This is a genomic window from Streptomyces sp. NPDC038707 (assembly GCF_040636485.1).
Taxonomy (GTDB): Bacteria; Actinomycetota; Actinomycetes; order Streptomycetales; family Streptomycetaceae; genus Streptomyces.
Genome location: NZ_JBEZUP010000031.1, coordinates 38,619 through 56,418 on the forward strand (window position 1 = coordinate 38,619; position 17,800 = coordinate 56,418).

17 protein-coding genes are annotated in these 17,800 nt (G+C 73.6%); 8 read left to right on the forward strand and 9 right to left on the reverse strand.

All coding sequences use genetic code 11. The features are described 5' to 3' along the window. Positions 1–46: 46 nt before the first annotated feature. Entirely contained in the window at positions 47–280 is a 234-nt protein-coding gene (locus AB0E62_RS31085; RefSeq protein WP_362201252.1) for a hypothetical protein, read from the forward strand. Here the strand turns inward: AB0E62_RS31085 and AB0E62_RS31090 are convergent, their stop codons facing one another. Both AB0E62_RS31090 and AB0E62_RS31095 read right to left on the reverse strand, forming a co-directional pair. After that, positions 281–1,552 (reverse strand): MFS transporter, encoded by a 1,272-nt coding sequence (locus AB0E62_RS31090; protein WP_362201254.1) that lies wholly within the window; start codon positions 1,550–1,552, stop codon positions 281–283. A gap of 85 nt (positions 1,553–1,637) precedes the next feature. Continuing rightward, complete coding sequence (locus AB0E62_RS31095) at positions 1,638–2,237, reverse strand: hypothetical protein (RefSeq protein WP_362201257.1); 600 nt, start codon at positions 2,235–2,237, stop codon at positions 1,638–1,640. Positions 2,238–2,416: 179 nt separating this feature from the next. On the opposite strand from AB0E62_RS31095, the gene AB0E62_RS31100 reads away from it, so the two are divergent. From AB0E62_RS31100 to AB0E62_RS31110, 3 genes are read left to right on the forward strand one after another with little or no spacing between them, the layout of a single operon-like run. Continuing rightward, positions 2,417–3,514 (forward strand): sialidase family protein, encoded by a 1,098-nt coding sequence (locus tag AB0E62_RS31100; protein ID WP_362201260.1) that lies wholly within the window; start codon positions 2,417–2,419, stop codon positions 3,512–3,514. Between the two features lie 37 nt (positions 3,515–3,551). After that, entirely contained in the window at positions 3,552–4,256 is a 705-nt protein-coding gene (npdG, locus tag AB0E62_RS31105) for an NADPH-dependent F420 reductase (protein WP_362201263.1), read from the forward strand. 13 nt (positions 4,257–4,269) lie between these two features. Then, entirely contained in the window at positions 4,270–4,530 is a 261-nt protein-coding gene (locus AB0E62_RS31110; RefSeq protein ID WP_362201266.1) for a hypothetical protein, read from the forward strand. Here the strand turns inward: AB0E62_RS31110 and AB0E62_RS31115 are convergent. Continuing rightward, positions 4,520–5,320: a site-2 protease family protein gene (locus tag AB0E62_RS31115; RefSeq protein WP_362201269.1), complete on the reverse strand. Its 801-nt coding sequence runs from the start codon at positions 5,318–5,320 to the stop codon at positions 4,520–4,522. The two genes, AB0E62_RS31110 and AB0E62_RS31115, sit on opposite strands and share 11 nt — an antisense overlap. Before the next feature lie 110 nt (positions 5,321–5,430). Between AB0E62_RS31115 and AB0E62_RS31120 the strand changes: the two genes are divergently transcribed. After that, positions 5,431–5,907: a DUF6578 domain-containing protein gene (locus AB0E62_RS31120; protein WP_362201272.1), complete on the forward strand. Its 477-nt coding sequence runs from the start codon at positions 5,431–5,433 to the stop codon at positions 5,905–5,907. Positions 5,908–5,987: 80 nt separating this feature from the next. Beyond that, positions 5,988–9,242, forward strand: coding sequence for a BTAD domain-containing putative transcriptional regulator (locus AB0E62_RS31125; RefSeq protein WP_362201275.1), 3,255 nt, complete (start codon positions 5,988–5,990; stop codon positions 9,240–9,242). 11 nt (positions 9,243–9,253) lie between these two features. Here AB0E62_RS31125 and AB0E62_RS31130 read toward each other — a convergent pair whose 3' ends face one another. From AB0E62_RS31130 to panB, 6 genes are all read right to left on the reverse strand, one after another. Then, a complete protein-coding gene (locus AB0E62_RS31130) occupies positions 9,254–10,075 on the reverse strand; it encodes an ABC transporter permease (protein WP_362201278.1) in 822 nt (273 codons plus the stop codon). Then, positions 10,072–11,091, reverse strand: a complete 1,020-nt coding sequence (locus tag AB0E62_RS31135) for an ATP-binding cassette domain-containing protein (protein WP_362201281.1) — start codon at positions 11,089–11,091, stop codon at positions 10,072–10,074. Before AB0E62_RS31135 ends, AB0E62_RS31130 begins: the two co-directional genes overlap by 4 nt. Positions 11,092–11,188: 97 nt before the next feature. Next, positions 11,189–11,872 carry a hypothetical protein gene (locus AB0E62_RS31140; RefSeq protein ID WP_362201284.1) on the reverse strand — a complete coding sequence of 228 codons (684 nt, stop codon included), beginning with the start codon at positions 11,870–11,872 and terminating at the stop codon, positions 11,189–11,191. 35 nt (positions 11,873–11,907) lie between these two features. Further along, the gene (locus AB0E62_RS31145) at positions 11,908–12,288 is read right to left on the reverse strand and encodes a hypothetical protein (protein WP_362201287.1); all 381 of its coding nucleotides are present in this window, start codon (positions 12,286–12,288) and stop codon (positions 11,908–11,910) included. Positions 12,289–12,325: 37 nt separating this feature from the next. After that, positions 12,326–13,861, reverse strand: a complete 1,536-nt coding sequence (locus tag AB0E62_RS31150) for a zinc ribbon domain-containing protein (RefSeq protein ID WP_362201290.1) — start codon at positions 13,859–13,861, stop codon at positions 12,326–12,328. Positions 13,862–14,112: 251 nt separating this feature from the next. Then, the gene (gene panB, locus AB0E62_RS31155; protein ID WP_362201293.1) at positions 14,113–14,979 is read right to left on the reverse strand and encodes a 3-methyl-2-oxobutanoate hydroxymethyltransferase; all 867 of its coding nucleotides are present in this window, start codon (positions 14,977–14,979) and stop codon (positions 14,113–14,115) included. A gap of 190 nt (positions 14,980–15,169) precedes the next feature. Here panB and AB0E62_RS31160 point away from each other — a divergent pair, with 190 nt between their 5' ends. Continuing rightward, entirely contained in the window at positions 15,170–16,756 is a 1,587-nt protein-coding gene (locus AB0E62_RS31160; RefSeq protein WP_362201296.1) for a DHA2 family efflux MFS transporter permease subunit, read from the forward strand. A 265-nt stretch (positions 16,757–17,021) separates the two neighbouring features. Further along, on the forward strand, positions 17,022–17,651 hold the full coding sequence (locus AB0E62_RS31165) for a TetR/AcrR family transcriptional regulator (RefSeq protein WP_362201299.1): 630 nt from the start codon (positions 17,022–17,024) through the stop codon (positions 17,649–17,651). Positions 17,652–17,800: the final 149 nt, after the last annotated feature.

Consider the following 17,800-nt stretch of genomic DNA (forward strand, 5'->3'; position numbering starts at 1 on the left):
AACCAGCGGGCATGGGGGAACATGTCGGTGGCGAGAGGAGCTGTCGATGGCCCTGTTCAAGAAGCGCACGGCCGGCAAACCGGGCGAGTGGTACTACTGCCTGGAGCACGGGAAGGTCGAGGAGGGCCCCGACTGCCCGGGCAAGGACCGCTTCGGGCCGTACGCCACCCCCGAGGAGGCCCGGCACGCGATGCAGACCGCCGCCGAGCGCAACCTGAAGTGGGAGAACGACCCACGCTGGCACGACGCGCCGTCCGGCGAGCGGGCCGACGAGGACTGATCAGGTCTGCGGGGCGGCGGCGCGCCGCTCCCGCATCCGCACCGCGTGCTCGTTCGTCCGCGCGTCGTACGTCATCAGCCCCGGCAGGCACAGGGCCAGCAGCCCCACCGCGCCCGCGCACGCCAGCCCGCCGGACCACACCGAGGCCCGCACCCCCGCCCAGGCGGCCGTCCCGCCGGCCCGGACCTGGCCGAGCTGCGGGCCGACCGAGTACGACAGCAGCTCGATCCCGGCGAGCCGGCCGCGCAGCTCGTCCGGGATCGTCTGGTTCCACATGGCCGACCGGAACACCCCGCTGACCATGTCGAACCCGCCGCCGACGGTCAGGAACAGCAGCACCAGCCACACGTTCCGGCAGACCCCGGCCGCCGCGACCGCCAGGCCCCAGCCGGCCGCCGACAGCACCACCATCCGCCCGTGCCGGTGCACCCGCGAGGCCCAGCCGCTGGTCAGGCTCACCAGCAGCGCCCCCGCCGGCACGCTCGCGTACATCAGCCCCAGCGCCCACTCGGCGTCCAGGTCGTCGGCGAGGAACGGCAGCACCGCCAGCGGCATGGCCAGGAACATCGCGGCGAGGTCGACGGCGTAGGTGCCGAGCAGTTCCTTGCGGCTCCACGCGTACCGGGCGCCCTGCGCAACGGCCCGCAGATCCGGCCTCGCGGCCGCCTCGGCGGCGGGGGAGGGGGCGATGCGCAGGACGTACAGCAGCGAGACGGCGAAGGTCAGCAGGTCGGCGGCGTAGGCCCAGCCGAGGCCCGCGTAGGCGACGACCACGCCCGCGACCGCCGGGCCGGCCACCCCGCCGACGGTCCAGCGCAGCGAGTTCAGCGAGGCCGCGGCCGGCATGTCGTCATGGGCGACGATCCGGGGCCACAGCGAGTCGAGCGCCGGGCGCTGCACGGAGACCAGGGCGGAGGAGAGGGCGGCGACGGCGTACAGCGGCCAGACGGCGGGGCGCGGGAGCAGGGCGTTCAGCAGCAGGGCCGCGCTGAGCAGGCCCTGACCGGCCTCCGTCCACACGATCAGCTTGCGCTTGTCCAGGGCGTCGGCGAGGGCGCCGCCGTAGAGACCGCACACGATCAGCGGCAGCAGCTCCACGGCACCGATCGCGCCCACGGCCGCGGTGGACTGCGTCAGGTCCTTCAGCTGGACGGGCAGCGCGACGAACGTCAGAAAGCTGCCGAAGTTGCTGATCAGCCCGGACTTCCACAGCCGCCGGAAGTCGGCGGAGGCGTTCCAGGGAGCGAGGTCGGGAAGCAGGGCGCGGGTCACCCAGGCATGCTGAGCCCCGCACCGGGGCGCGGCAACCGCTTTTCTCCGGCCGGTCCAGGCGGCCGCGCCGCGCGGGCGGGCGAGGTCACCAGGGGGCGGGGGGCGGTGCCGTCAGGGCTTCCGTCAGGCGGGAGAGGCGGTCGCGGAAGCCCCGGCGGGACCGGGGCGGCCCCGCGTTCTCGCCGGCCGCCGCGCTCACCAGGTGCTGGACGCTGTCCAGGTCCAGCTCCGCCCCCTCCGGCACGGCCAGCGTGTCGTGGGCCATCGCGGCCAGCTCACCCCCGCCCGTGCCGCCCAGCGCCAGCACCGTCACCCCGGCCCGCCGGGCATCGTGCACCCGCTCCAGCAGCGGCGCCGGTTCCTCCGGCGCCACCACCAGCAGGGTCTCCCCGCGCCGCGCCGCCGAGATCCGGCCCGGCCCGACCGCCAGATGCGCGGGATCCGAGGGGCGCGCGTGCTGGCGCACCAGCGTCGGCGCCAGCTCCGGCGTGCCCGACCAGGCCGCCTCGTCCACCAGGTGCGCGGCCAGGTGCCACGGCTCGTACTCCGGCGTGCCCACCAGCAGCAGCCCGCCCCCGTGCGCCACCACCGACCCGCGCAGCACCCCCGCGAACCTCCGGGTGGCCCCCAGCCACTCCGTCCCGGCGAGCACTTCCCGCAGCAATGCGACCCGTACGGCGTCCATGTGGCCGAATCCTGCCGCAACGGGCCACTCGTGACCCGGAGTTCACCGGGAATTCGCCCGACCCGGGGAAGTGGCGGCCCGTACGGGAAGCGCACGAGACGCGTACGCGGCCCGCGAGCGACCCGTACCCGGCCCGTACGCGCCCCCATCCGCGCGCCGCCCGCGACCGAGGAGCCCCCATGACCGACGTGACCGTCCCCCCGACCGGCGTGACCGTCCCCTTCCGCGCGGGCCGCGAGGGGTACGCGAGCTTCCGCATACCCGCCGTCGTCGCGAGCCGGTCCGGCACCCTGCTCGCCTTCTGCGAGGGCCGGGTCGCCTCCGCCGCCGACCACGGGCACATCGACATCGTGCTGAAGCGGTCCACGGACGGCGGCCGGACCTGGGGCCCGCTCCAGGTCGCCGCGAGCAACGGCACCGGCCTCGCCGGCAACCCCGCCCCCGTCGTCCTCGACACCGGCCGCATCCTGCTCGTCCACGTCCGCGCCGCCGCCTCGGCCACCGAGGCCGCCATCCTGCGCGGACAGGTCCCGGACGCCGACGGGCGGCGGGTGTGGGTCCAGCACAGCGACGACGACGGGGAGACCTGGTCCGCGCCCAGCGAGATCACCGGCCAGGTGAAGAAGCCGGGCTGGCGCTGGTACGCCACCACCCCCGGCCACGCCCTCCAGCTGACCACCGGCCGCGTCCTCGTCCCCGCCAACCACACCCTGCCGCCCGCCGGCACCGACACCGGCGCCGAGGCCAAGTACAACGGCGGGCACTGCCTGCTCAGCGACGACCGGGGCGAGACCTGGTACCTCGGCTACCTGGACGACAACACCGACGGCTACGTCAACGTCAACGAGACCACCGCCGCCGAACTCCCCGACGGCCGCGTCTACCTCAACACCCGCAACGACTCCCCGTCCCCCGGCAACCGCGCCGACGCCCACTCCGCGGACGGCGGCAGGACGCTCGTCAAGCCGTTCCGCCCGCAGGCCGGGCTGACCGCACCCGTCTGCGAGGCCGCCGTCCTCCAGCTGCGCGACCCCGACCTGCTGCTGTTCTCCGCCCCCGCCGACCCCGGCAACACCCGCGCCGTGATGACGATCCGCGTCTCCCGCGACGGCGGTACCACCTGGCGGGCGGCCTTCACCGTGGACGGACTGCCCGCCGGCTACTCCGACCTCGTCCGCGTCGACCGGCACACGGTCGGGCTGCTGTACGAGACCGGCGACTTCGGCACCTACGAGACGATCACCTTCCGCCGGGTGCCGGTACGGCGGCTGACCTGAGCCGGTGCCCCGGCCGGCCCGGACGTAGAGTCGGGCCATGACCTCTACCGACAGCGCACAGAAGGCCCCCGCCAAGGACCCCTGGGACCTGCCCGACGTCTCCGGACACACCGTCGGCGTGCTCGGCGGCACCGGTCCCCAGGGCAAGGGCCTCGCCTACCGGCTGGCCCGGGCCGGCCAGAAGGTGATCATCGGCTCCCGCGCCGCCGACCGCGCCCGGGCCGCCGCCGCCGAACTCGGCCACGGCATCGAGGGCGCCGACAACGCCGAGGCCGCGCGCCGCAGCGACATCGTGATCGTCGCCGTACCGTGGGACGGCCACGGCGACACCCTGAAGGCGCTGCGCGCGGAACTGGCCGGCAAGCTCGTCGTGGACTGCGTCAACCCGCTCGGCTTCGACAAGAAGGGCGCCTACGCCCTCAAGCCCGAGGAGGGCAGCGCCGCCGAGCAGGCCGCCGCGCTGCTGCCGGAGTCCCGGGTCACCGCCGCCTTCCACCACCTGTCGGCCGTCCTGCTCCAGGACCCGCAGGTCGAGAGCATCGACACCGACGTCATGGTCCTCGGCGAGCAGCGCGCGGACGTGGAGATCGTGCAGGCCCTGGCCGGTCGCATCCCCGGCATGCGCGGCATCTTCGCGGGCCGGCTGCGCAACGCCCACCAGGTGGAGTCGCTGGTCGCCAACCTGATCTCCGTCAACCGCCGGTACAAGGCGCACGCCGGGCTGCGCGTGACCGACGTGTGAGCGGCCGCGGGGCATGGGGGACACTGGTCGGCGAAGCAGTTCCGAGCAGTGTCCCCGACAGGAGCCCCCCGTCATGCCCCGCATCGCCCTCTACACCCTCGTCGTCTGCGTCCTCGCCGTGGCCGCGGCGGTCGTCTCCTTCGTCCAGGGCAGCTGGCTGGGGATCGTGTGGGTGCTGCTGGCCGGCCTGTCGTCCAACATGACCTGGTACTACGTCCGGCGCGCGCGCATGGAGGCCGCCGCCCGGCGCACCTCGGCCTCCGTCACGAACTGAACGAGCAGATCGCCGGGGCGTCCTCCCAGAAGCGGTACCGGACCTCGCCGCAGTACTGCGAGAAGGCGTCCACGTTCAGCGCCCGCATGACCGCGTCGACCACGTCGAAGAACGCCTCGTTCACCGACGGCAGCCACAGCACCGCGAACACGAACAGCAGGCCGAACGGGGCGAACGGCTCCACCTGCCGCTTCACCTTGTACGACAGCCACGGCTCGATCACGCCGTAGCCGTCCAGGCCCGGCACCGGCAGGAAGTTCAGGATCGCCGCCGTCACCTGGAGCAGCGCCAGGAACGCCAGCGCGAACCGGAAGTCCGCGGGCACCCCGTCCAGCGCGTCCAGCCAGAACGGCGCCGTGCACACCGCGGCGAACAGCACGTTCGTCAGCGGGCCCGCCGCCGAGATCAGGCTGTGCCGCCAGCGCCCCCGGATCCGGTTCCGCTCGATGAACACCGCGCCGCCGGGCAGACCGATCCCGCCCATGATCACGAAGACCAACGGGAGCACGATGCTCAGCAGCGCGTGCGTGTACTTCAGCGGGTTCAGCGTGAGGTAGCCCTTCGCGCCGACCGTGATGTCCCCGCTGTGCAGGGCGGTGCGCGCGTGCGCGTACTCGTGCAGGCACAGGGAGACGATCCAGGCCGCGGTCACGAACAGGAACACCGCGACGCCCGGCTGCTCCGCGTACCCGGTCCAGGTGGCCCAGCCGGTCACCGCCGTCACGGCCAGGATGCCGACGAACACGGGACTGACCTGCCGGTCGCCGGGTCGGGTGGTGGCGGTGGTCATGCGTCGGCTCCTGCGGTGACGGGGGACACGGGACGGGGCTCCCGCAAGATCCGAGAGCATACGGGGAAAACGTCTCGCCGTCGCCGCCGGGTTCCTGGAAGGCTGGCGGGATGGCACGGATCAAGGTGTTCTACGAGGACTGGCAGATGGAGTGCTGCGGGCGGCCGTTCGCGGCGGGCGACGAGGTGGCCTGGCCGCTGGTCGCCGTGGACACGCCGGAACGCCGGGACGAGTGCTACGGGGCCGAGGCGTGGGTGGAGAACCACGGCGACCGGACCCGCCCGACCACCGGCCGGGTCCGCGCCATCGAGCTGGTGCGCCGGGAGTACGTGGTCCACACGGACGAGAGCGCCCGCGAACGCCTGGAGCGGGCCATGGAGAGCGAGGGCAGCGAGGGCGTGGTCATCCTCCCGTCCCCCCACCGCTGGGAGGCGGTGCCCGGCGCGTACACCCTCCAGGCCGCCGACAGCTGCCCGAAGTGGTTCGAGCCGGACGAACCCGGCCGGGACCCGGGCCCGCACCGCATGCACCGCACGGTCGGCGCCCTGATCACCCTGGAGACCCCCGCCACGGGCGAGAGCCCCTGACACCGGGGGCCGTCGGGGCGTCCGCGGCAGCCGCAGGGCTGCCGGGGTGACCGTCTCCGGCGCCGCCCCCTCCGGAGACAATGGACCCCGTGTACTACCGGCTGCTCGGCACCACTCAGGCGATCCGCCCCGACGGCACGGCCGTCCCGGTCGGCGGGGCGCGGCTGCGTGCCCTGCTCAGCGTGCTCGCGCTGCGGGCCGGCCGGACCGTGCCCGCCGCCGTGCTCGTGGACGAGGTGTGGGGTGCCGACCCGCCCGCCGACGCCCCCGGCGCCCTCCAGGCGCTCGTCGGCCGGCTGCGCCGCGCCCTCGGTGCCGGGGCCGTCGCCTCCGCCGACGGCGGCTACCGGCTCGCCGCCGCCCCCGACGACATCGACCTCACCCGCTTCGACCGGCTCACCGGCGACGGCCTCGCCGCCCTCGCCGACGGCGACCCGGCCAAGGCCGCCGTCCTCCTCGACGAGGCCCTCGCCCTGTGGCACGGGCCCGCCCTCGCCGACCTGCCCGACCGCACCGCCGAGGCGGCCCGCTGGGAGGCCCGCCGGCTCGACGCCCGGCGCGCCCGGCACGCCGCCGCCCTCGCCCTCGGCCGGGCCGAGCAGGCGCTGCCCGAACTGACCGCGCTGTGCGACGACCACCCGCTGGACGAACCGCTGCAGGCGCTGCGGCTGCGCGCCCTGCGGGACACCGGCCGCCCCGCCCGGGCCCTGGCCGCCTACGAGGAGGTGCGCCGGCTGCTCGCCGACCGGCTCGGCTCCGACCCCGGACCCGAGCTGCGCGCCCTGCACGCCGAGCTGCTGCGCGCCGAACCGGCGCCCGCCCCGCCCGCCGCCGGCCCGGGCAACCTGCCCGCCCGGCTCACCTCCTTCGTCGGCCGCGAAGCCGACCTGGCGGCCATCGCCGCCGACCTCGCCGGGGCCCGCCTGGTCACCCTGCTCGGACCCGGCGGCGCCGGGAAGACCCGGCTGTCCCAGGAGGCCGCCGAGGCGGTACGGCACACCGTCCGGGACGGGGTGTGGCTCGCCGAGCTGGCCCCGGTGGACGACCCGGACGCCGTGCCCCAGGCCGTGCTCACCGCCATCGGCGCCCGGGACACCGTGCTGCACGGCGCCGGCGTGGACGGCATGCGCGCGGTCACCGACCGGCACGACGACCCCCTCGAACGGCTCGTGGAGCACTGTGCCCGGCGCCGGATGCTGCTCGTCCTCGACAACTGCGAGCACGTCGTGGACGCCGCCGCCCGGCTCACCGAGTCCCTGCTGGCCCGCTGCCCGGAGCTGACCGTCCTCGCCACCAGCAGGGAGCCCCTCGGCGTGCCGGGGGAGCTGGTGCGGCCCGTGGAACCGCTGCCGGAGCCGGTCGCGCTGCGGCTGCTCGCCGAGCGCGGCGCGGCGGCCCGCCCCGGCTTCGGGGTGGCCGACGACCCCGAGGCGTGCGCGGAGATCTGCCGCCGCCTGGACGGCCTCCCGCTCGCCATCGAGCTGGCCGCCGCCCGGCTGCGCATGCTGACCCCGCGGCAGATAGCCGACCGGCTGGACGACCGGTTCCGGCTGCTCACCTCCGGCAGCCGCACCGTGCTGCCCCGCCAGCAGACCCTCAGGGCCGTCGTGGACTGGTCCTGGGACCTGCTGGACGCCGCCGAGCGGGAGGTGCTGGCCCGGCTGTCGGTCTTCGCCGGCGGCTGCGACCTGGCCGCCGCCGAGGCCGTGTGCGGACCGGCCGCGCTGGACGCCCTCGGCTCCCTGGTCGACAAGTCCCTGGTGGTGGCCGCGCCCGCGGGCGGCGGCATGCGCTACCGGCTGCTGGAGACCGTCGCCGAGTACGCCGCCGAACGGCTCGCCGAGACCGGGCGGCGCACCGAGACCGAGCGCGCCCACCTGACGTACTACCGGGAACTGGCCCGCACCACCGAGCCGTTGCTGCGCGGCCCCGAACAGCGCGCCGCCATCGGCCGGTTCCAGCTGGAGTACGAGAACCTGCGCACCGCCCTCAGGCACGCCGTCGCCCTGGACGACGAGCACGAGGGGCTGTGCCTGATCCACTCCATGCTCTGGTTCTGGCAGATGCGCGACCTGCGCGTGGAGACCCGCATCTGGTGCCGGGAGGTCATGGCGCTCGGCCCCGACCCGTTCGCCGAACCGGCCCGCCCCGCCGCCCCCGTGTGGCAGCGCTGCACCGACACCCCGCCCCCGTACACCGGCGAGGCCCTCATGGAGGCCCGGCGCGGGATCCATCTGGCCCACCTGGCCTGCATGGACACCGAGATGGACGCCTGGCAGACGCCCGCCGCGCAGGCCAAGCTGCGCACCATCGCCCGGGTCTACGAACCCGGCCTGCCGCAGACCTGCCGGGTGCCGGGGCTGCTGTGGTTCTTCGCCGTGCTGCTGACCGGCGGCGCCGACCGGCTGCACGCCCTCGCGGACGCCTGCGTGCGGACCTGCCGCACGACCCCGGGTTTCGAGTGGGAGCTGGCCGGAGTGCTGCACCTGCGCGCCAACTTCCTCTCCAACCGGGCCGCCTGGACGGACGACGCCACCCGGGACGCCGACGAGTCGCTGGAGATCTACCGCCGCCTCGGCGACCTCTGGGGCGCCACCGAGGCCCTGGCCGCCCGCGGCGAGGCCAACGAACGCGGGGCCGCCTACGACAGGGCGGCGGCCGACTACCGGGCCGCCATCGAGCACGCCGAACGCCTCGGCGCCCGCGCCCAGACGGCCGTGCTGCGCGCCCGGCTCGGCGGCGTCCTGCTGGAGTCGGGCGACAGCGAGCGCGGCGAGCGGATGCTCAGGGATGTCATCGCCGGCCAGGACGGCGCGCAGAACGAGGCGACGACGATGGCCCGGCTGCACCTGGCCGCCTGGCTCGGCCTGACCGACCGCACCGACGAGGCGCGCGAGCAACTGCGGGTGCTGCGCGCGGAACTCCCCGTCGCCCGCTTCGTCATCTTCGACTCCCTGCTGACGTGCCAGGAGGCCCTGCTGGACGCCCTCGACCGGCGGACCGGCCCGGCGCTCACCCTGGTCCGCAAGGCGCTGCGGCTCAGCGCCGAACCGCTGTCCCAGGCCCTCACCCCGCATCTGCACTCCGTCTGCCTCAGCGCCGCCGCGATGGCCCTCGCCGACGCCGACGGCGGGGAGCGGGCCGCCGACGCCGCCCGCTGCCTGGGTGCCGCCCGGGCGCTGCTGCCGGCCGGCCATGTGGTCGCCGGGGTGGAGCGGCGGATCTTCGAGCGGACCGAGGCCCGGGTCCTGGCCCGGCTGGACGAGCGGTCGTACGAGGCCGCGTACGCCGAGGGCGGTGGCCTCTCCCTCGCGGAGGCCACCGCCCTGGTCTGACCGGTGCGCCGTCAGCTCTTGGTGCGGAACTTGTGGATCGCGACCGGGGCCATCACCACGGTCAGCCCGACCGACCAGAGGACCGTCACCCACAGGGCGTGCGCCACCGGGCCGCCCTCCATCAGCCCGCGCGCGCAGTCGGCCAGCGCGGAGAGCGGGTTGTAGTCGGTGAACGCCTGGAGCCAGCCCGGCATCGACTGGGTCGGCGCGAAGATGGAGGAGCCGAACTGGAGCGGCATCAGCACCAGGAAGCCCATCGCCTGCACCGACTGGGCGTTCTTCATGATCACGCCGAGGGTCAGGAACACCCACATCAGCGCGGAGCCGAACAGCGCGGACAGCGCCACGGAGCCCAGCAGACCGCTCCAGCTGCCGACGTCGTAGCCCACGAGCAGGGCGACCACCAGCAGCACCGCCGTCGCGAACAGCATCCGCATCAGCTCCACCGCGATCTTCGCGAAGAGCACCGAGCCGCGCCCGATGGGCAGCGAGCGGAAGCGGTCCATGACACCCGAGTTGAAGTCCTGGTTGAAGCCGGTACCGACCCCCTGGGCCATGTTCATGCCCATCATGGCCAGCAGTCCGGGCACCACGTACTGCACGTACTGGTCCTGGCCGCCGCCCAGCGACTTGCCGATGGAGCCGCCGAAGACGTACACGAACAGCAGGGTGAACACGACCGGGAACAGGATCGCGTCGAACATCGACTCCGGGTCCTGGCGGATCCAGAGCAGATTGCGGCGGATCAGCGCGCCGGTGTGCCGCAGATGGGCCCGCAGCGGGATCGGGGTGTCGGCCTGCGCGGCGGCCGGGGAAAGGGTGGCGGTGCTCATACGGCGACCTCCTGGCGGGCGGGCGCGGCGTCCTGCGGGGCACTGGCACGGTGGCCGGTGAGCGACAGGAACACCTCGTCCAGGCTGGGCAGTTCGGTGGTGATGGAGGACAGCGTGATGCCGCGCGCGGTGACCGCGCCGACCACGGCGGTCAGCTGCTCGTCGCTGAGGATCGGCACCAGCAGCGCTCCGGTCTCGGTGTCCACGGTGGTGGACGCCAGCCCGGTGATGCCCAGCTCGTCCAGCATGCCGGCGAGCGGACGCAGCTGGAGCGGGTCGACCGGCCGCACCCGCAGGGTGCGCCCGCCGACGCGGGCCTTCAGCTCCTCGATGCCGCCCTTGGCGATGACCCGGCCCCGGTCCACCACGGTCAGCTCGGAGGCGAGCTGCTCGGCCTCCTCCATGTACTGGGTGGTGAGCAGCACGGTGACGCCGTCGCCGACCATCGCCTTCACCTCGTCCCACACCTCGTTGCGGGTGCGCGGGTCCAGGCCGGTGGTCGGCTCGTCCAGGTACAGCACGGCCGGCCGGCCGATCATCGAGGCGGCCAGGTCCAGCCGGCGCCGCATACCGCCGGAGTAGGTGCCGGCCGGGCGCCGGGCGGCCTCGGTCAGCGAGAACCGCTCCAGCAGCTCGTCGGCGCGGGCCCGGGCCTCCTTGCGGGACAGGTCCAGCAGCCGGCCGATCAGGTACAGGTTCTCCCAGCCCGGCAGCTTCTCGTCCACCGAGGCGTACTGGCCGGTCAGGCCGATGACCCGGCGCAGCTGCCGGGGCTGGCGGACCACGTCGTAGCCGGCCACGGTGGCCTGGCCGGAGTCCGGGGTGATCAGGGTGGACAGGATGCGTACGAGGGTGGTCTTGCCGGCGCCGTTCGGCCCGAGCACACCCATCACGGTGCCCTCGCGCACGTCCAGGTCGACCCCGTCCAGCGCCTTGGTCTCGCCGTAGTGCTTGACCAGCCCCCGTACGGTCACGGCGGCACGTCCGCCGGCGGGGTTGTCGTCGATGCGTGTCATGGGGACGACAGTGCCAGGGCCCGCCGACAAACCGCCGACAGAGCGCCGACACCGGCGGCGGGCACTGTGTCGGCGGACTGTCGACGCGGGCGGGGCGCTACGACACCTGCCGGATGTCGGCGCCGACGAGCTGCCCGTCGGACACGGTGTAGGTGCCCCGGAACACCTGCACACTGCCGTCGGTCTGGGTCGCCCGGATCTCCGCGGCGACCTGTCCGCCGCCGTTGTCGGAGGCGGTGACGTCGATGTGCGCGGTGGAGGAGAAGCCCGCCACCCAGTCCGAGTAGGAGCCGCCGTAGAGCCGGCCGCCGCCCATGGACCAGGCGGCCTGGAAGTCCCCGGCGTTGAGGTGGTCGTAGTACGTGGTGACGACCGTGCTCGCGTCCTGGTCCTCCTGCGAGGGCTCGGGAGTCGGGGTGTCGTCGTAGCCGCCGCTGTCGTCGTAGTCGGGTGTGACCACCGGTGTGGTGTACCCGCCGTCGGTGGGGGAGGGCGGGGAGGTCCAGCCGTCGTAGGTGCCGCCGGGTGACACGGTGACGGCGGACCAGCCGCCCGCCGACGGGGTGTCGGGGCGGTTCGCGACGGCCACCCCGAGCGTCACCCCGCCGGCCACCAGCACCGCCAGCAGGGCCCAGGGCAGCCAGACCGGCAGCCGGGTGGCGCCGATCCGCACATACCCGCCCCCGGGCGGCTCCGGCGCGGCGAGCGGCGCCCCGCAGTCCGGGCAGTCCGGCCGCGCGGCGTCCTCGACGCGCGAGCCGCAGTGAACACAGAAGTGCATGGCCCCCCGCTTTCCGTCTCCAGGCCGTTTCCCGGCTACAGGCCGCGGACGGCTTCCTCGATGGTCACCGCCAGCGAGGCCAGCGCGGCGAACCCGGGCACGGCCTCCACCAGCGCCTTGGCGACCCGGCGCAGCTTGCCCGTGCGGGGTTCGGGCGCGGCCAGCTCCTCGCGCGCGTCCTCGGCGAACTCCGCCAGGTCCTCCCGCTCCGGGTGGTCCGAGCGGCGCAGTTCCTCGACGAACCGGGCCAGCAGGTCGCTGATCTCCGGCGGGGTCAGCGGACGGCCGCCGGCCCGCTCCGCCTCGTCCTCCGTGACCCGGAAGTCGACGCGGGCGTTGCTGCCGCTCGCCACCACCGTGTTCCTGACCTGTGCGTTTCCCGTCGCGATGACGCCGTCGTTGCTGCGCTGGTGCATGCCGGTCCCCGTTCATCCGTCGCGTGTGCGGTGGTTGTCAGTCGGTGTTGGGCCGCGGGATCTTCTTCAGGATGGCCGAGACGCGGGACTTCTCGCCCGAGGCGACCGCGCTCGACTCGACCCTGGCCCCCGCGGTGGCGATGATGCCGTTGTTGATGATGGTTTCCTGACGCTTGATCAGATCGCCCGCGTCGATGTCGTGTTCCAGGGCGAACTCCACCAGGGCGTCCAGGATCCGCCGTTCCACGGTCTTGAGGACCATGCCGGAGTCGACCTTCTGGAAGTAGCGCCGGTGGTCCGTGGCGGAGGCGAGCTGCCGCACGCTCTTGCGCGCCCCGTAGTCGAACACCCCGAGCCGGGTGATCTGCCGGTGCTGCTTCTTCAGCCGCTTGCGCATCCCGAAGTCCGGGAAGAAGCCGGTGACCGCGCGCCCCGGCGAGGCGATCATCACGAACGGGGTGCTGGCGAGGGTCTGCAGCGCCATCGAGAGGAACTCGCGCGGCGAGGGCGCCGGCATCAGGGAGTCGATGGTCCGGTAGCGGTCCAGCAGCGGGCACAGCACGGTGGGCAGGGCCTCCACGAACAGGTTGGAGTCCGAGCGCACCAGCCGCAGGAACACCGAGGTCACCAGCTCCCCGCCCCAGCCCGAGGAGTGGGCGACCAGATAGGCGCGGGCGGTCTCCTCCGGGTCCCGCTTGAGCGCGTCCAGCCGGTCGGCGCCGATCCGGGCCACCGGGCGGCCGAGCGGGTCGGGCAGGAAGCGGGTGTCGCCCAGCAGCGCCGTGCCCTCCACGAACACCCGCTCCTCCAGCTCCAGGCAGGGCAGCGACAGCTCGCCGACCCGCCGGGCGATATGGGCGTACAGGTCCGCGACGTCGAAGTCCCGCGGCCGTACGCCCTCCCGCCCGGAGGCGGTCACGTCGAAGGTGAGCGACCAGGAGTCGAGTTCCTGGCCGTATCCGGTGAACGGCGAGAAGCCGCTGTAGACGGTGAGGTTGCCGCGCGCGTACTCGTCGATCTGGCGCAGCCGCCGGGCGGCGGACTCGTTGGGCGGCGGCGGCGCCTGCGCCGGGTCGAACCGGTCGGGCCGCAGCCGCTGGAGGCGCTCGCCGTACTGGGTGGAGAGGGCGAAGACCAGCGTGGTCAGCCAGCCGAACAGGAGCATGAGGAACACGGCGAGGCCGCTGTGGATCACCAGCAGCCCGAGGACCAGTACCAGGAACTCGACGGCCAGCAGCAGGTCCCTGGCGTGCCGGCGCGCGTTGGCCTCGTAGGCGTAGCGCAGGACCACGGGTACGTCGCACCCCGGGGCCGGCGCCACACCGAGGTGCGGTTCGGCGGCGACGTCCCTGATCAGGGAGTCGGCGTACTGCCGGTCCAGGAAGACGGCCGCGCACATGTACCGGGTCAGGTCCCGGCCGCCGGTCCAGTGGGGCACGGCCAGGCGGGACGCCGGGTGGTCCGTGTCCGCGCTGCGGGTGACGGCCAGCGTGGCCCCGCACCCGCCGCAGAAGGCCGCCCCGGGCACGGTGGCGGTGGAACAGTCGGCGCAGACGGCCGGTGGCTGGCTCATTGTCTCTCCCCCGAGTGTGAGACGGCCCACACTGTCAAGTGCACCACCGAGCCAGGAGCGGGGGAGCCCCCGCACGGATTTCGACGCCACTCTGTTACAACTGCCGTGCCCGAGAGGGGAGTTGAGGCCAAAGCTTTGCGGGCGCGGGCGCGGGCGTGCGGGCGGGTGCCGGCGGCATGCCTCTCGGCCGGAAAAGGGACAGCCCGCCGACGGGGGAAGATCGGCGGGCCGTCCGGTGGTGCCGCGGTGGACTAGTGGACGGAGTGCTCCGCCGCCGGGAACGCGCCGCCGACCACGTCCTCGGCGAACGCCTTGGCCGCGCCGGTCATGACCTCGCGCAGGTCCGCGTACTTCTTGACGAACTTCGGCACCCGGCCGGAGGTCAGACCGAGCATGTCGGTCCACACCAGCACCTGCGCGTCCGTCTCCGGACCGGCGCCGATGCCGACCGTCGGGATGTGCAGCACCCGCGTGACCTCGGCCGCGAGCTCGGCCGGCACCAGCTCCAGCACCACCGCGAAGGCGCCCGCGTCCTGTACGGACTTGGCGTCCCGCAGCAGCTGCTGGGCCGCCTCCTCGCCGCGGCCCTGCACGCGGTACCCCATCGCGTGCACGGACTGCGGGGTCAGCCCGATGTGCGCCATGACCGGGATGCCGGACTCCACCAGCAGCCGGATCTGTTCGTGCGAGCGCTCGCCGCCCTCCAGCTTGACCGCGCCGGCCCCGGCCTCCTTCACCAGCCGGGTCGCCGAGCGCAGCGCCTGCACCGGGCCCTCCTGGTACGAGCCGAAGGGCAGGTCGGCGACGACCAGGGCGCGCTGGGTGCCGCGGACGACGGCGGCCGACAGCATGGTCATCTCGTCGAGGGTGACGGGCACGGTGGTGTCGTACCCGAGGTGACAGTTGCCCGCCGAGTCGCCGACCAGGATCACCGGGATCCCGGCCTCGTCGAAGACGGACGCGGTCATCGCGTCGTAGGCGGTGAGCATGGGCCACTTCTCGCCCCGCTCCTTGGCGAGGGCGATGTCGCGGACGGTGATGCGGCGCGTGCCCTTGCCCCCGTACAGCGCCTTGCTGCCGTCGGAGGGCTTCGTCTGGGCAGCCGAAAGCTGCGTCATTGCAACGGCTCCTTCAGTCATCTCGAGGCGCCCTGACGGCGTCCCCGGATCGTCTCCATGGTGGCACCTCGTGCCAGTCGGGGCCAGAGGGGGTCCCGCAGAGTCCGTGAACCACGTTCGGAGGCAATGGCTTGGCAAAGAAAATAAGATACGAGACCGTTCCGTATCGAAAGTCTCTAGGGTCGGACGCATGACAAGTCCCGTCCCCGCCTCCCGAATACCGGAGGCCGTGCACCGGCGCCGCTGGGCCATCCTCGGCGTGCTGATGCTCGCCCTGCTCATCGTCGTCCTCGACAACTCGATCCTGAACGTCGCCATCAAGACCATCGCGACCCCGGCGCCGACCGGCCTCGGCGCCACCCAGAGCGAGATCGAGTGGGCGATCAACTCCTACACCCTGGTCTTCGCCGGCCTGCTGTTCACCGCCGGACTCGTCGGCGACCGGGTCGGCCGCAAGAAGGTGCTGCTCGGCGGCACCCTGGTGTTCGGCATCGGCTCCGCGCTCGCCGCCGAGTCCGGCTCGCCCGACCAGCTCATCGCCTACCGCGCGGTGATGGCCCTCGGCGCCGCCTTCGTGATGCCCGCCACCCTCGCCGTCCTGATGAACGTCTTCGAGCGGCACGAGCAGCCCAAGGCCATCGGCATCTGGGCCGGCGGCGTCGGCCTCGCCATCGCCATCGGCCCGATCACCGGCGGCGCGCTCCTCGGCCACTTCTGGTGGGGCTCGGTCTTCCTGATCAACGTGCCCATCGTGATCGTCGCGCTGGTCCTGATGGCCTGGCTGGTCCCCGACTCCCGCGACCCGAGACCCGGCCGCCTCGACCCCATCGGCGTGGTCCTGTCCGTCGTCGGCCTCATCCTGCTGGTCTACGGCATCATCAAGGGCGGCGAGCTGGCCGACTTCACCGACCCCAAGGTGCTCGCGACCACCATCGCCGGCATCGTCGTCCTGGCCGCCTTCGTCGTCTTCGAGAAGCGCACCGACCACCCCTCGCTGGACGTCACCTACTTCAGGAACAAGGTCTTCTCGGCCGCCATGAGCGCCATCGCGCTGGTCTTCTTCGCGCTGATGGGCGTCACGTTCTTCGGCGTCTTCTACACCCAGAGCGTGCGCGGCTACTCGGCGCTGGAGTCCGGCCTGCTGATGCTGCCGCTCGCCGTCGCCCAGCTGCTCTTCGCGCCGCGCGCCCGGCTGGTGGTCGACCGCTTCGGCAACCGGGCCACCACCACCGGGGGCCTGCTGCTGATCGCGGCGACGCTGGCCGCGTTCGCCGGCTTCGAGGCGGACACCCCGATCTGGCTGCTGGAGGTCGTCTTCTTCCTCATGGGCACCGGCATGGCGCACATCATGACCCCGACCTCCGTCGTGATCATGCAGGCGCTGCCCCGGGAGAAGGCCGGCTCCGCCTCCGCGCTCAGCAACACCTTCCGGCAGGTCGGCGGCGCCCTCGGCATCGCCGTCCTCGGCTCGGTCCTCGCCACGTCCTACCGCAACGGCATCGAGGGCAAGCTCGGCGCGCTGCCGCCGGACCTGCGCGACACCGCCGCCGAGTCCATCGAGGCCACGCTGGGCGTCGCCGAGAAGCTCGGCCCGCGGGGCGAGGCGCTGGTCAACCCGGCCAACGACGCCTTCCTGCACGCCATGCACGTCACCGCGCTGTGCGGCACGGGCGTGGCACTGGTCGGCGCCGTGGTGACGGCCCTGTTCCTGCCGGGCCGCACGCCCGCGGCACCGCAGGGGGAGAAGGAACAGGAGATGGTCACCGCGATGGAGTGAGGTCCGAGCGAGATCCGAGTGAGATCCGAGTGAGGTCCGAGCGATTCCTGACAGGGTCCGTCGGGGGAGTCCGGGTTCCGCGGCGGACACGGAGGCCGTGTGGGGCGTCGGGGGTCCGGGGTCCGTGGTGGACGCGGAGGCCGTGGGCGGGGCGTCGGCGGACGCCGGGGCCGGCGCGGCGGTCCGACGGGGAAAGCGGTGGTTCGACGGGGGAAGGAGGCCGCTGCGGGACAATGGCCGCAGCGCAGTGAGAGGACGGAACGACGTGAGCCTTGCCGGCAGCCGGCCGCGACCGGAGGCACCAGCCCGGGGCCGCCCGCGCAGCGAAGCGGCGGAGCGCGCCATCCTGGACACGGTGATGCGGCTCCTGGAGGAGGGCGTGCCCCTCGCCGAGCTGTCCATCGAGCGGATCGCCCGCACCGCCGGGGTCGGCAAGGCCACCATCTACCGCCGCTGGAGCGGCAAGGAGGAACTGTTCATCGACGTGGTCCGCGCGGCCGAGCCGCCCGAGCCGGAACTCCCCGGCACCTCCATGCGCGACGATCTCGTGGTCCTGCTGGAGAACCTGCGCCAACGCGGACTGGCCAGCCGCTCCTCGGTGCTGTTGCACAACGTGCACGTCCAGATGAAGAGCAACCCGAGGATCTGGGCCGCCTACCACGAGAACGTGATAGAGCCCCGGCGCCGGCTCGTCCTGGACGTACTGCGCCGCGGCCAGCGCGACGGCGAACTGCGCGCGGACGTCGACGTGGACCTGGCGAACGACCTGTTCGTCGGCCCGGTCCTGGTCCGCTCCGTCATGCGCCCCGAGGCGGACCTCTGCGAGGACCTGGCGGAACGGGTCGTCGACTCGCTCCTGGCCGGCCTACGGCCCGTCAGCTCCACAGCCTCGTAGCACTCGTGTGCGCGTTTCGTCACAGACCCCGCCCGCCCGGGGCCCGACCGGAACTCCCGCCCCCGCATCGCACGTCATCGTCTTCCGTACGGCCGTCATGGGACGGCGGAACGGAGCCGGTCATCCCCTAGGGTCGGGGGCTACGGGGG

Bases quoted from the DNA above. Each gene is read 5' to 3' on its own strand.
- AB0E62_RS31115 (WP_362201269.1), bottom strand. From the start codon at position 5,320: ATGACCACCGCCACCACCCGACCCGGCGACCGGCAGGTCAGTCCCGTG.
- AB0E62_RS31120 (WP_362201272.1), top strand. From the start codon at position 5,431: ATGGCACGGATCAAGGTGTTCTACGAGGACTGGCAGATGGAGTGCTGC.
- AB0E62_RS31085 (WP_362201252.1), top strand. From the start codon at position 47: ATGGCCCTGTTCAAGAAGCGCACGGCCGGCAAACCGGGCGAGTGGTAC.
- AB0E62_RS31140 (WP_362201284.1), bottom strand. From the start codon at position 11,872: ATGCACTTCTGTGTTCACTGCGGCTCGCGCGTCGAGGACGCCGCGCGG.
- AB0E62_RS31135 (WP_362201281.1), bottom strand. From the start codon at position 11,091: ATGACACGCATCGACGACAACCCCGCCGGCGGACGTGCCGCCGTGACC.
- AB0E62_RS31110 (WP_362201266.1), top strand. From the start codon at position 4,270: ATGGGGGACACTGGTCGGCGAAGCAGTTCCGAGCAGTGTCCCCGACAG.
- AB0E62_RS31160 (WP_362201296.1), top strand. From the start codon at position 15,170: ATGACAAGTCCCGTCCCCGCCTCCCGAATACCGGAGGCCGTGCACCGG.
- AB0E62_RS31095 (WP_362201257.1), bottom strand. From the start codon at position 2,237: ATGGACGCCGTACGGGTCGCATTGCTGCGGGAAGTGCTCGCCGGGACG.
- AB0E62_RS31100 (WP_362201260.1), top strand. From the start codon at position 2,417: ATGACCGACGTGACCGTCCCCCCGACCGGCGTGACCGTCCCCTTCCGC.
- npdG (WP_362201263.1), top strand. From the start codon at position 3,552: ATGACCTCTACCGACAGCGCACAGAAGGCCCCCGCCAAGGACCCCTGG.
- panB (WP_362201293.1), bottom strand. From the start codon at position 14,979: ATGACGCAGCTTTCGGCTGCCCAGACGAAGCCCTCCGACGGCAGCAAG.
- AB0E62_RS31150 (WP_362201290.1), bottom strand. From the start codon at position 13,861: ATGAGCCAGCCACCGGCCGTCTGCGCCGACTGTTCCACCGCCACCGTG.
- AB0E62_RS31130 (WP_362201278.1), bottom strand. From the start codon at position 10,075: ATGAGCACCGCCACCCTTTCCCCGGCCGCCGCGCAGGCCGACACCCCG.
- AB0E62_RS31145 (WP_362201287.1), bottom strand. From the start codon at position 12,288: ATGCACCAGCGCAGCAACGACGGCGTCATCGCGACGGGAAACGCACAG.
- AB0E62_RS31125 (WP_362201275.1), top strand. From the start codon at position 5,988: ATGGACCCCGTGTACTACCGGCTGCTCGGCACCACTCAGGCGATCCGC.